This window comes from Soehngenia longivitae (assembly GCF_004684055.1).
Taxonomy (GTDB): Bacteria; Bacillota; Clostridia; order Tissierellales; family Tissierellaceae; genus Soehngenia; species Soehngenia longivitae.
The window spans coordinates 32,466-44,972 of sequence record NZ_SRIB01000004.1 but is presented as its reverse complement, the minus strand read 5'-3'; the positions used below and the strand labels follow the sequence as shown (position 1 = coordinate 44,972).

15 protein-coding genes are annotated in these 12,507 nt (G+C 28.7%); 13 read left to right on the top strand and 2 right to left on the bottom strand.

The window, feature by feature from the left end:
* Positions 1-33 precede the first annotated feature (33 nt).
* The 9 genes from E4100_RS03935 (at position 34) to E4100_RS03895 (ending at position 5,976) form a co-directional block, all read left to right on the top strand.
* A complete protein-coding gene (locus tag E4100_RS03935; RefSeq protein ID WP_135270741.1) occupies positions 34-393 on the top strand; it encodes a CidA/LrgA family protein in 360 nt (119 codons plus the stop codon).
* Positions 394-1,083, top strand: coding sequence for an LrgB family protein (locus tag E4100_RS03930; protein WP_135270740.1), 690 nt, complete (start codon positions 394-396; stop codon positions 1,081-1,083).
* 31 nt (positions 1,084-1,114) lie between these two features.
* Positions 1,115-1,591, top strand: coding sequence for a peptide-methionine (S)-S-oxide reductase MsrA (gene msrA, locus E4100_RS03925; RefSeq protein ID WP_135270739.1), 477 nt, complete (start codon positions 1,115-1,117; stop codon positions 1,589-1,591).
* An 8-nt stretch (positions 1,592-1,599) separates the two neighbouring features.
* On the top strand, positions 1,600-2,103 hold the full coding sequence (locus E4100_RS03920; protein WP_135270738.1) for a GAF domain-containing protein: 504 nt from the start codon (positions 1,600-1,602) through the stop codon (positions 2,101-2,103).
* A gap of 21 nt (positions 2,104-2,124) precedes the next feature.
* Positions 2,125-3,375 (top strand): DNA-methyltransferase, encoded by a 1,251-nt coding sequence (locus E4100_RS03915; protein ID WP_135270737.1) that lies wholly within the window; start codon positions 2,125-2,127, stop codon positions 3,373-3,375.
* Positions 3,376-3,446: 71 nt separating this feature from the next.
* Entirely contained in the window at positions 3,447-3,809 is a 363-nt protein-coding gene (locus E4100_RS03910) for a DUF1292 domain-containing protein (RefSeq protein ID WP_209315259.1), read from the top strand.
* Positions 3,810-3,969: 160 nt separating this feature from the next.
* On the top strand, positions 3,970-4,917 hold the full coding sequence (mnmL, locus tag E4100_RS03905) for a tRNA modification radical SAM protein MnmL/YtqA (protein ID WP_135270736.1): 948 nt from the start codon (positions 3,970-3,972) through the stop codon (positions 4,915-4,917).
* A gap of 31 nt (positions 4,918-4,948) precedes the next feature.
* Positions 4,949-5,371 carry a hypothetical protein gene (locus E4100_RS03900; protein WP_135270735.1) on the top strand — a complete coding sequence of 141 codons (423 nt, stop codon included), beginning with the start codon at positions 4,949-4,951 and terminating at the stop codon, positions 5,369-5,371.
* Between the two features lie 44 nt (positions 5,372-5,415).
* On the top strand, positions 5,416-5,976 hold the full coding sequence (locus tag E4100_RS03895; protein WP_345702327.1) for a DUF6648 family protein: 561 nt from the start codon (positions 5,416-5,418) through the stop codon (positions 5,974-5,976).
* Between the two features lie 5 nt (positions 5,977-5,981).
* On the opposite strand, the gene E4100_RS03890 is transcribed toward E4100_RS03895, so the two are convergent.
* Positions 5,982-6,458 (bottom strand): endolytic transglycosylase MltG, encoded by a 477-nt coding sequence (locus E4100_RS03890; protein WP_135270733.1) that lies wholly within the window; start codon positions 6,456-6,458, stop codon positions 5,982-5,984.
* 94 nt (positions 6,459-6,552) lie between these two features.
* Between E4100_RS03890 and E4100_RS03885 the strand changes: the two genes are divergently transcribed.
* From E4100_RS03885 to E4100_RS03870, 4 genes are read left to right on the top strand one after another with little or no spacing between them, the layout of a single operon-like run.
* Positions 6,553-7,530 (top strand): RluA family pseudouridine synthase, encoded by a 978-nt coding sequence (locus tag E4100_RS03885; RefSeq protein ID WP_135270732.1) that lies wholly within the window; start codon positions 6,553-6,555, stop codon positions 7,528-7,530.
* 1 nt (position 7,531) lies between these two features.
* Positions 7,532-9,184, top strand: a complete 1,653-nt coding sequence (locus E4100_RS03880) for a nucleoside kinase (protein WP_245196353.1) — start codon at positions 7,532-7,534, stop codon at positions 9,182-9,184.
* A 7-nt stretch (positions 9,185-9,191) separates the two neighbouring features.
* Positions 9,192-10,430 (top strand): beta-N-acetylhexosaminidase, encoded by a 1,239-nt coding sequence (nagZ, locus tag E4100_RS03875; protein ID WP_209315258.1) that lies wholly within the window; start codon positions 9,192-9,194, stop codon positions 10,428-10,430.
* A gap of 1 nt (position 10,431) precedes the next feature.
* Positions 10,432-11,331: an ROK family protein gene (locus tag E4100_RS03870; RefSeq protein WP_135270731.1), complete on the top strand. Its 900-nt coding sequence runs from the start codon at positions 10,432-10,434 to the stop codon at positions 11,329-11,331.
* Positions 11,332-11,333: 2 nt separating this feature from the next.
* On the opposite strand, the gene E4100_RS03865 is transcribed toward E4100_RS03870, so the two are convergent.
* Positions 11,334-12,482: an MFS transporter gene (locus E4100_RS03865; protein ID WP_135270730.1), complete on the bottom strand. Its 1,149-nt coding sequence runs from the start codon at positions 12,480-12,482 to the stop codon at positions 11,334-11,336.
* Positions 12,483-12,507: the final 25 nt, after the last annotated feature.

The following is a 12,507-nucleotide window of genomic DNA, read 5'->3' as shown; positions in this document are numbered from 1 at the left end:
TGCCAGTATTTTTAGAGAGGGAATTAGATTAATATGAAAAAATTGAATCAACTTGGAATTATGTTCTTTATTTTATGGATAGCAAATATATTATCAGCAAATTATATTAATATATTACCGCCTACAATAATAGGAATGTTCATTTTATTTATTTTATTAAAATTAAAAATACTAAAATTATCATCCGTTGAAGATATTTCTAATACTTTGTTAGAATATCTCCCATTTATGTTCTTACCTATTGGCGTAGGTATAATAAATGTATTGGATGTTTTAAAAAATGATTTTGTAACTATCATAATTACAGTTTGTTTAACAATGATATTAGTGATGATAACAACTGGTAAAACTATTCAATTTATGATAAATATGAAAAAGAGAAAGGAAGAATAAATGGACTGGGCAATTGATACTCCGTTATTTGGTGTCACAATTTCGATCATCACCTATTTTTTAGCTAGATTTATTTCTCAAAGACTTAGAATGCCAATATTAAATCCGTTGTTATTAGCTATAGCTGCTATTATATTTATATTAAAGACTTTCAACATAGATTTAGAAACTTATAATTTAGGTGGAAACATAATCACTTTTTTCCTTGCACCTGCTACAATTGCATTGGCAGTGCCATTATATAAACAATGGGATGTATTTAAGAATAATTATCTAATAATAATATCAGGAGTATTGGTTGGAGTGTTGACTGGAGTTTTTTCAACAATAATTATGGGTAAGTTATTTAACTTTGACAAGTTATTGATTACTTCATTAATACCGAAAAACACTACTACACCAATAGCAATAGAAATAGCTAATATGCTAGGCACAAATGCTTCTTTAGCTGTCACTTTTGTTATATTAAGTGGCACATTAGGATATGTTATAGGAGAGTATGTATTAAAGACATTTAATATTAATAATAATATTGCAAAAGGCATTGCATTAGGGACTGCTTCACATGTAATGGGAACAACTAAAGCTATGGAATTGGGAGATATTGAAGGTGCGATGTCTTCTATTGCAATAACTTTAGCAGGAATTATAACTATAATTTTAGTGCCGTTTGTTTTGAAACTTATTTGATATATTTTGATATATAAGGGGAGGTATTTAAATGAATGAAATTTATTTTGCTGGTGGATGCTTTTGGGGAGTAGAAGAATATTTTTCTAGAATTGATGGTGTAGTAGAAACAAAAGTTGGATATGCGAATGGAACTAAAAAAAACCCAACTTATGAAGAAGTTTGTACTGGGACTACGAGACATGCAGAAACAGTATATATTAGATATGATGAATCAGTTATCACATTAGAAGAATTATTGCAAAAATTTTTCAATATAATAGATCCTACATTATTGAATAGACAAGGCGGAGATATTGGGAACCAATATAGAACAGGCGTATATTATGTTAATGAAAAAGATAAAAACATAATAGCAAAATACATGGATGAAGTACAAAAAAATTATAAAGAGAAAATAGTCACTGAACTATTGCCTTTAAGCTCATTTTATTTAGCAGAGGAATATCATCAAAAATATTTAAAGAAGAATCCAAATGGCTATTGTCATATAGATTTGTCGAGGTAGGTGACAGGATGATCAAAACAGATTCAATCAACAAGATGAATGAGATAGATAGATTAAAGTACATGAACTTGTTACTAAAAGGGCAATTATCTTCAGAAACTGATATTTTAGCTAATTTATCTAATTCAACAGCCATAATAAAAGCTTGCATTGATAATATAAATTGGAGTGGTTTTTATTTTATAAAAGATTCAGAGCTTGTATTAGGACCATTTCAAGGTCTACCGGCATGTAACAGAATAAAGATAGGCAAGGGAGTTTGTGGAACTAGCGTAGCAAAAAAAGAACCAATTATAGTAGATAATGTTAATGAGTTTGAAGGACATATTGCATGTGATGAAAACTCTAGGTCTGAGATAGTAATTCCTATTATTCAATTCGAAAAAGTATTTGGGGTGTTGGATATAGACAGCCCGTATTTCAATAGATTCAATCAATTACACTTAAAGTATCTTACTGAATTTGTTTCAATAATGAATAATTATATTAAATGGGATGATTTTTTATACTAGAAAATATTGATTGGAGATATCATGACTATTTTAAATAAAATGTATGATATAATCACTAAAGCAATAAATAATTCTGAATTAGTTGTTTCTAAAAATATTAAATTTAGCTCCATTATATTTGGCAATGGAATTAATGAGAATTATTTATATTTGACTGATAACTTATATTGCTTAATTGATTTAATTAGAAGGGGATATTCAAATAAAATTGACTTGATATACATCGACCCTCCTTTTTTTACAAACATGAGTTTTGATAAAAAGATAAAGATTAATCTAGAAGATGAGGAAATAGTTTTAAAGAGAAATGATTTTTCTGATAGCTATGAAAATGGTTTAGAGCAATTCATCTACGATATTGCTTTAAGAATGAACTTGATGAGAGAATTATTATCTGATACTGGGAGCATTTATGTTCATGTTGACAATAGAATAAATCATTATATTAGAATTGTTCTAGATGAAGTTTTTGGAGAAAAGAATTTTATCAATGAAATTATATGGGTTTATAAATCGGGTGGTGCAAGTAATAGGAGATTTTCTAAGAAGCATGATAACATATATCTTTATAGTAAAACAAATAAATATATTTTTAATCAACAAAAAGAAAAATCATATAACAGAGGTTATAAACCATATAAATTCAGGGATGTTATTGAATACAAAGATGATTTAGGGTGGTACACACTTGTTAAAGCTAAAGATGTCTGGAATATAAATATGGTCGGAAGAACTAGCAAAGAAAGAGTTAACTATTCGTCTCAAAAACCATTAGAGTTGATAAAGAAAGCCATATTAGCATCAACCAATGATAATGCAATAGTAGCTGATTTTTATTTAGGGAGTGGGACAACAGCGGTAGCTGCTAGTGAATTAAATAGGAAGTGGATTGGGTGCGATCAAAATCCAATCAGCATTATTTACACAGAGAGAAGATTAAGAAATTCAGATTTCACATTATTAATTGAAAAAGAAAGTCAAAAATTTTGTCGGACCTTTGATATTGAATATTATAAGGATGAGAAAAATCTATACTTATTTGTTAAGGATTATATAAATATCCATAATGATAAATTAAAGACTAAACCGTTTTTGTATATCGAAAAAATATATGTATGTAATAATCAAAATGATAGTTTCAATATTGTTAGCTCGCTTGATAAGACGTCTATAAAAGAAAATAAGATAAATATAACATTGAATGGAGAAAGTAATTTATATATTATAATAGTGGATTTGTTTGGAAATATTGATTTTCATAAACTAAGCTAAATTTAACTTGAATGAGAAAGAAAAATAATGTATCATTATAATGAATAAGTAAATAATAAAGGAGAATAAAAATGAACGATAATAATCACGAGCATGATCACAACCACGAACATCACCACCACGAGCATGATCACAATCACGAGCATGATCACAATCATGAAGAAGATATGGAAATAATTACTCTTACTCTAGAGGACGACACGGAGTTAGAATGTGCAGTAATGGGAATATTTGAGGTGGAAGATAAGGAATACATTGCATTGCTTCCATTAACTGAAGAAGATGATGAAGATGAAGTGCTATTATATCAATATGTCGAAGACGAAGAGAACGATGAGTTTGAGCTATTATTGATAGAGAATGAAGAAGAATTTGATGTTGTAGCAGAAGCATTTTACACTTTGTTTTCAGACGATGAAGATTTTGAAGAATAATTTGTTTTAAGTCAAAGTACTTTGCATATGCAAAGTACTTTGACTTAAATAGAGGCGCTAAAGTTTGCAAAATGAATGCAAACGTTGTAACTAATTTTGATAATAATAATTCTGGAGTATCAGAAATATTAGATTTTTATTTAAGGAAAAGGTAAATATAATGCAATCAAATGTATATAGAGAATATTCAGTATATTTAAAAGAAAAATATGGATGTAAAGTTTATAAATTGCCAATTAGTTTAGATCTAACTTGCCCTAATCGAGATGGCAATGTAGGTATCGGAGGCTGTATTTATTGTGGCGAAAAAGGTGGATCATTTGAAAATCTTCCCAACAATTATTCTATTAAAGATCAAATTGAAAAAAACATGATCTACATTAGGAATAAATATAAAGCTGATAAATTTATAGCTTATTTTCAAAATTATAGCAATACCTACATGGGGATTGAGAAATTTAAAAATATAATCAATCAAGCGATTAATGATGATATAGTTGGAATTTCAATATCAACTAGACCAGATTGTGTTAGTGATGAACAAATTAAATATTTGAGTGATATACAAGAAAAAGTGGGTATAGATATAACAATAGAGTTAGGTCTTCAGACTGCTAATTATAAAACTCTGAGAAAACTAAATAGAGGTCATACTTTAGCTGAATTTATCGATACATGTATAAGAATTAAAGCCCATAATCTAAGAATTTGTGCTCATGTAATTCTTGATTTACCATGGGATGACATAGATGATACTATTGAGACATCAAAGATTTTATCAAGTTTGGGAATTGATGAGGTTAAACTACATAGTTTATACATTGTAGATAAAACTAAATTAGCAGAAGAGTATCTAGATGGTAAATTTAATTTATTGTCTAAAGACGACTATATAAAAAGAGTAGTGTTATTCTTAGAATACCTCAACCCTAATATAATTATTCAGAGGCTTATTGGTAGAGCACCTAGAGAAGATTCTTTGATAGTTAATTGGAATCAGTCATGGTGGAAAATAAAAGACGAAATAGTTGATAGTATGATAAAAGCACAAACCTATCAAGGAGCTAAATTCGATTATCTTGGAGGTAGTGCTTTAAGAAATATTTAATCTGACAAATAAGAAAGGTAAGGTGGTTAACATGGTTAAGTTCATCTTAGGAGAGCAAGGTTCCGGGAAAACAAAATGGTTAATTGACAATGCTAATAAGGATATGCTTGAAGGGAATGGAAATATTGTATTTGTTGATGTTGATGACGAACATATTTTTAGTTTGAATTATAATGTCAGGTTGATTAATGCCATGGAATTTAACATTTTAAATGTTAAGAGTTTCTATGGCTTTTTGTGTGGTATAATGTCAATGGATTATGATTTAGAAAAGATTTATGTAGATGGGATTTATAAATTGATGAATATTGAGCTTAAAGATTTAGTGTTTTTAATTGATACATTGGAAAAGATATCTGAGAAGTTTAACGTTGAATTTTATATTAATGTAGATTATACATTAGATAAGATTCCTGAAAATTTGAAATCCTATTGCTATGAAATAGAAGCATAATCTTATAATTTCGTGGGTATTTACTATAATATATATTAGATTGGGTGTTAGTTTTGTATTATTGTGCTAGAAAAAGTTTGTTTAACATTTTTTTTGAAAACCGTTCTTCACTGATTTTTCAATACGAAAAGGGAGACATAACCAAAAGAGAGTTTTTAGAAAATAATTACCATTTTGTTAAAAGTATGAATCTGAATCCGTTTCTCAAAGTAGACAGTTTTGAGAAAGGAATGTATAATTATCAATATTATAATGTGTTAGCTAAGTACTATAAAATGCTTTCTAAAGAATCAAAAGGGAATAAAAAACAACTAAAAAATTATGTTACTTATCTTAATAAGGCTAATAATTACTACAATTTAAAGGATAAGACTACTCTAGAAATATTGAACCTAGTTAAATTTAAAGGAGTAGAAAGCTATTTTATTCAATGCGAATCAAAATCTTTAAGTGACAAACTCTATGAAATAGTGTTATTAGATTATAAAGAAGCTATTTTTCACTCTAAAGCTCCTTGGCTCTTAGAAATAATAAAAAGAGAGGGCATATTTTCAAACCAAAAAAGAAAATCTATTATTGATGAATACATCAATGAAAAGTATTAAACAGGCTAGTAATTACTAGCCTGTTTTGATATTATAAGAACAATTTCTTCGATTGTTTGATTTGTGTTCAATGAATAGCTACCAGATCTAAGCTTTGTATCTAATCCAAGCTCTACTGCTTTATTTACGAATGCATTGCTATCTTCAATAACTCCACTTTCCTGTAATATCTTGCCTATCTCGTTTGGTAAACTACCATCAGGGATTATAACTTGTACTTCCGTTGATCCAGCATTTTCATTGCTTGGAGTTTCTGGGGACTCATTAGATTGGTTGCCACTTGTATCATCGGGTTTTGGCTCTACTTCATTTGTTATGGGCTCACTAACTTCATTAGTAGGTACTTCAGCTACATCACTACCCGTAAATAAAATATCAAGCCTCCAACCTATAACTAAAATTACCACTACAACTATGCCTATCATGATTATATAATCTATTGAATCATAGAGAATATCTTTAAGTTTATCAACTGATTTCACTTTATCACTCCCAATATGTAACAATTAAGTATATTGCAATCTGCTTATTTATAGTATAATTATAGCATAATATAAATGAAAAGGTGATAAAAGTTTGAAGGAAATATTGATTGATAAAAATGAAAACGAACAAAGACTTGACAGATTTTTAAAGAAGTATCTTTCTAGTGCTTCGCTAAGTTTTATTTACAAGATGATTAGAAAGAAGAATATAAAAGTAAATGGAAAGAAAGCAAGCCCTGAAACAATTATTTACTTTGGAGATAAAATTGAATTATATTTATCTGATGAACTATTGGATAAATTTGTATCTGATAAAGCAACAGAATACAAGAATTTCGATATAGATATTTGTTATGAGGATAAAAATATCATATTAATTAATAAACCAGTTGGTAAACTCTCTCATAGTACTACTGACAGACGAGAGGATAATGTAGTAGATGATATGATAGCTTATCTAATTCAGAAAAAAGAATATGTTCCACGACTTGAAAAAACATTTACTCCAAGTATTTGCAATAGACTAGACAGAAATACCTCGGGTATTATAATCGGCGCAAAGAATTATGAAGCATTAAAAGCCATAAATAGTGCTATCAAGAATAATAAAATTAAAAAATACTATAAAACTATAGCATTAGGTAAAATTGACAGTGATTTTGTTAAATCTAGTTATCTTGTCAAAGACGATATAAAAAATAAATCTATGATATATGAAAAACCAACTGATAATTCAAAAAAGATAGAGACTAGTTTTAAGGTAATAAAAAGTAATGAAGAATATACTTTGTTAGAAATAGAATTATTAACTGGGAGAACGCATCAAATAAGAGCCCAGCTTTCAAATATAGGTCATCCAATAATTGGAGATAGAAAATATGGGATAGATAAAATTAACAGTAAATTTGACCATATTTATGGCTTAAAGCATCAACTGTTGCATGCATATAAGATAGTTTTTGAAGATTTAGAAGGAGATTTGTCGTATTTAAACGGTAGAGAGTTTGAAATAAAAGAGGCAGAAATATTTTCGAGGATTGAAAAAGATTTATTTTCAAGAGGTGTTTGATATGTTAAAGATTGATGTAGTTGGATATGGGGAATTAGAAGTTGATGATAATACTAAATTGCTCGAAATTAGCAAAATGGTATTTAAGGAACACTACAAAAAATACTTAGGAGCTCGTATTAACAATGAAATTTACCCCTTATTTAAATCTCCTAATCAAAATGACAAGGTTGAATTTATTGACATCAGAGATGTAGATGGATACAGGATATATACGAAAACAATTTCCGCTTGTTTTATATTAGCTTGTAAGGAATTATTTCCAGAAAACGAGGCCATAATACATCATTTTTTAGGACCTGGTTTATATTTTGAATTAAGTGATAAGAAAAAAATAACTTTTAAAGATATGCAATTGATTGAGGAAAAAATGAAGGAAATAATAGATAAAGACATTGAAATTAAAAGGGAGGAATATAGTAGAGAAGAAGCTATTAGAATATTTGAGTCATCTAATCAGAAAGATAAAGTTTTATTATTTAAATCAGTGCAGAAACCAAAATTAAAATTATATTCCATTGGAGAGTATATTGATTTTTTTCATGGCTATTTAGCTCCTTCAACGGGATTTGTGAGAGAATTCAAGTTGAAGTATTATTACCCTGGAGTGCTTATTTTATTTCCAAATATTAAAAACAACTTCAATATGAGTAATTTTCAAGACCAGAAAAAACTGGCTAAAATATTTGAAGAATCTAAAGAATGGCTCGAAATTTTAGGTCTATCCAATATAGGATCGTTAAATGAATATATCAGCAAAGGTAAGGTCAATGATATAATTCAAATTTCTGAAGCATTACATGAAAAACGAATTGCTCATATAGCTGATAGTATATGTAATGATGAAGATATAACAATAATACTGATTTCTGGGCCTTCTTCTTCTGGGAAAACTACATTTGCAAAAAGACTTGGTACACAGTTGAGAGTTAATGGGAAAAGACCAGTATCAATTTCAATGGATGACTATTTTTTAGATCGTGATAAGACACCAATAGGAAAAGATGGAAATCCAGACTTTGAATCTTTAAATGCATTAAACTTAGAACAACTTAACAAGGACTTAATTTGTTTATTAGAAGGAGAATCTATTGAATTACCTAAATTTAATTTTTTTACTGGTAAAAGCGAAAAAAGTGGGGAGTTTATAAAAGTAGATAGGGAACATCCAATAATAATTGAGGGAATTCATGCTTTAAACCCAAAGGTAGCTAATGAAATTCCAGATAAAAATAAATTCAAAATATATATATCAGCTCTTACGCAGCTAAACATTGATAATCACAATAGAATTTCAACAACTGATACTAGATTATTAAGAAGAATGGTAAGAGATATAAAATTTAGAGGAAACGATCCAATAAGGACATTTAATTTATGGAAAGGCGTGAGAGAAGGAGAAGAAAAATATATTTTCCCATTTCAAGAAAATGCTGATGTCATGTTTAATTCCGCATTAGTCTATGAATTAGCACTTTTAAAAAATTATGTAATGCCTTTACTTAGTAAAATAGATAGTTCAAGTATCTACTATAGCGAAGTTAAGAAGCTAATTAGGTTTCTTGAATATTTTACCCCGATAGACCAAATAAATTTAATTCCTCCCCAATCTTTGCTGAGGGAATTTATTGGATTTGAAATAGAGAGGGGTTGAGCTTGATTTGAAAAGAAAAGGCAAGTTAATAATCAAGTTAATAATATTGTTGATGTCAACTCTTTTGTTGGCTAATTGTTCGATGAAAAACAATGATGAACTACCGCAAGGGCCTGATAGTAGTGAAAATATTGATACAGAAAAAGATGAAATCAAATCAGAAATATCAAATATGAAAATCGAAGATAAAATAAGTCAGCTATTTATTGTCGGTATAGAAGGGTATGAATTAAGTCAAGATGAAATCGATATTATCAATAATTATAATTTATCAGGGTTTATATTTTTTGATAGAAATATAGAAACAAAAGATCAATTTATAAATTTAATAAATACTTTAAAAGATGAAAATAAAGGAGAAATTCCATATTTTTTATCTGTTGATGAAGAGGGAGGAAGAGTAGAAAGACTGGATAAATTTTATTTAAAGATGCCATCTATGCATGATATTGGGGAAATAAATGATGACGAATTAGCTTATAAAGTTGGGACTGTGCTGGGTAGTAAGTTAAAAACATTTGGACTGAACATGAATTTTGCACCAGTTCTAGACATCAATTCAAACCCTTTAAATCAAGTAATAGGAGATAGATCTTTTGGCAGTGATGCTGATATTGTCGCTAAATTAGGAAATCAATTGGCAAAAGGGATATCATATCAAGGAATAGTAGCTGTTGGCAAACATTTTCCAGGTCATGGTGATACACAAATTGATTCGCACTATGATTTACCAGTAATCAACAAAGATTTAGTTGAACTAGAAACATTGGAATTGAAACCCTTCATTTACAATATTAACAATGGAATGAGCGCTATTATGGTTGGTCACTTATTGTTGCCACAAATAAGTAATGAACCTAGTTCGCTGTCTTATGAGATTATCAATGATATTTTAAGAGAGAAATTAAAATTCAATGGAGTTGTTTTATCTGATGATATGACAATGGGAGCAATTACAGATAATTACGATATAAAAGATGCAGTACTCAAATTTTTAATTGCTGGAGGAGATATAGCATTAATATGTCATGACAACAGTCAGATTGGCGATATTGTAAATTATGTAAAATTAGCAGTTGAAAATGGAACAATCACTGAATCGGAGATTGATGATAAATTATATAGAATATTATTACTGAAAAAAGAATATGATATTGATGATGAAAAAGTTGACTATAATAGTATAGACAGCTATATCGGCAAAATAAATGAAGAAATAAACAATATATATTTGGAGGTTGAATAAAATGAAATATGTTGTGGGTGTAGATTTAGGAGGAACAAAAATCAATGCAGGTGTAGTTGATGAATATGGAAATATATTAAAAAAATCTTCTGCTCCAACTAGTAAAACAGGAAATCGAACAGAAATATTAGACAAAATAGAAACTCTCATAAAAGAACTTAATAGTGAATATAATATAGATGGAATTGGGATTGGTTCCCCAGGATTTATTGATTCTGAAAAAGGAGAGGTACTAACAGTTTCGGGGAATGTAGTAGGATGGTCTGGTACAAAGATTAAATACGAATTAGAAAAAAGATTTGATTTCCCGGTTCAGGTAGAGAATGATGCAAATGCTGCAGCTATTTGTGAAGGTTGGTTAGGTTCTGCTAAAAATTTTAATAGTTTTGTAATGATAACATTAGGTACAGGACTTGGAGGAGGCATAATATTAGAAAAAAAATTGATAAGAGGTTCTCATTTTCAAGGTACTGAACTAGGGCATGCTATTTTGTATCCTAATGGTGTAAAATGCAGTTGTGGACAAAATGGTTGTGTGGAAAGATATGTATCAGGCACAGCAGTAGAATATTTTTACTATGAAAAAAGTGGTAAAAAGCTTACAGGCAAAGAGATATTTTCAAGCTACTACGATGATATTTACGCAAAAGAAGTAATTGATAAATTTGCAATGGACTTAGGATATTTTCTTGTGAGCATAAAAAATATTCTAGATCCAGAAGCTATTGTCATTGGAGGCGGGGTTATTTTATCTAAAGATATTTGGTGGAGCAATATGATAGAGCATTACCATAGTTTCGTAAATGACGATCCGGGAATTGAAATATTACCAGCTAAATATTTAAATGATTCAGGAATAATTGGTGCTGCAAAGGCAATATTAAACAAGATTAATATTTAAAATTAATCTTGTTTAATATTGCCTATATTACGAATCAAATACAAACCAAGCAATATGAAAATAAATGAAATTATACTAATTATCTTCATACCACCAAATTCATATAAACTTCTGGCTGTAATAGAATAAAAAGTTATGGTTAATGCATTAACTGTATACGTTAAACTTAAAAATGTCCCACGCATCTCTTTTTCGACTTCAGTTATATATGTTTGAAATGCACTAAATCCGCCATCTAAACCTAATGCAAAAATAAATGAAGAAACAGTTAAAAGTAATAAATTATTAGTAAATCCCAAAGGTAGTAAAGACATTAAACAAATAAAAAAGAATAACTTTGAATATTTTAAGTTTCCTACCCTGTCTGATAAAAGTGCAGATGATATGACGCCGATGATTGTACCTATTGCTATTATGGAGTAAAAAGATCCTATTGAAGACTGAGTAAAATTAAAATTACTAGAAAGATGAAGCCCTAAGTAGTTATATATAAGTGTTGGAGCAGTTATTATTAGAAAAAGCGATGTCAAAATCAAAGAATTTTTAGGGTTTTTAGCTATTTTTACTATATTGTTGATACTCAATTTTGGCGTTTCTACTTTTCTAGAATCAGGCAGAAAAATAAGAATAACGAATGGCACGATTGCGATTATTGCTAGCGGTAAATATACATATTTTAGACTGTTGTAATTATTCACAATGAAACTTGCATAAACTGGACTAATTAATATTGCCAATGAAAAAGAAAATCTCATTACTCCATTTGCTTTTCCTCTATTATCGTAATTAATGAAGTCAGATATATATGAAAGCAATGTGCTCATTAGTGTGAAATAAGATATTCCAATAAATACTCTTCCAATACTAAACAATATAGCATTTTTGGAAAATCCACATACTATACTTCCTAATACGAAAAAAATTAAACCATATAGAATAAATCTTTTCTTTCCATATTTATCAGATAAATATCCTATAAAAGGAACAAATACACCAGATAACGAATATCCTAGGTTTAGAAGAATTACATTTGAACCTCTAATTCCAAAATAATTTGCTAGAAATGGAGCTAATGGACCTATGAAATTCATTTCTAATGCTATGATTAATTGAATAATAAAGACACAGACAAATACTAATGCTATTAACATTTTGCACCTCAATATTTTAGTATGA

Bases quoted from the DNA above. Each gene is read 5' to 3' on its own strand.
- E4100_RS03915 (WP_135270737.1), top strand. From the start codon at position 2,125: ATGACTATTTTAAATAAAATGTATGATATAATCACTAAAGCAATAAAT.
- msrA (WP_135270739.1), top strand. From the start codon at position 1,115: ATGAATGAAATTTATTTTGCTGGTGGATGCTTTTGGGGAGTAGAAGAA.
- E4100_RS03910 (WP_209315259.1), top strand. From the start codon at position 3,447: ATGAACGATAATAATCACGAGCATGATCACAACCACGAACATCACCAC.
- E4100_RS03865 (WP_135270730.1), bottom strand. From the start codon at position 12,482: ATGTTAATAGCATTAGTATTTGTCTGTGTCTTTATTATTCAATTAATC.
- E4100_RS03920 (WP_135270738.1), top strand. From the start codon at position 1,600: ATGATCAAAACAGATTCAATCAACAAGATGAATGAGATAGATAGATTA.
- E4100_RS03880 (WP_245196353.1), top strand. From the start codon at position 7,532: ATGTTAAAGATTGATGTAGTTGGATATGGGGAATTAGAAGTTGATGAT.
- E4100_RS03900 (WP_135270735.1), top strand. From the start codon at position 4,949: ATGGTTAAGTTCATCTTAGGAGAGCAAGGTTCCGGGAAAACAAAATGG.
- E4100_RS03935 (WP_135270741.1), top strand. From the start codon at position 34: ATGAAAAAATTGAATCAACTTGGAATTATGTTCTTTATTTTATGGATA.
- E4100_RS03930 (WP_135270740.1), top strand. From the start codon at position 394: ATGGACTGGGCAATTGATACTCCGTTATTTGGTGTCACAATTTCGATC.
- E4100_RS03870 (WP_135270731.1), top strand. From the start codon at position 10,432: ATGAAATATGTTGTGGGTGTAGATTTAGGAGGAACAAAAATCAATGCA.
- mnmL (WP_135270736.1), top strand. From the start codon at position 3,970: ATGCAATCAAATGTATATAGAGAATATTCAGTATATTTAAAAGAAAAA.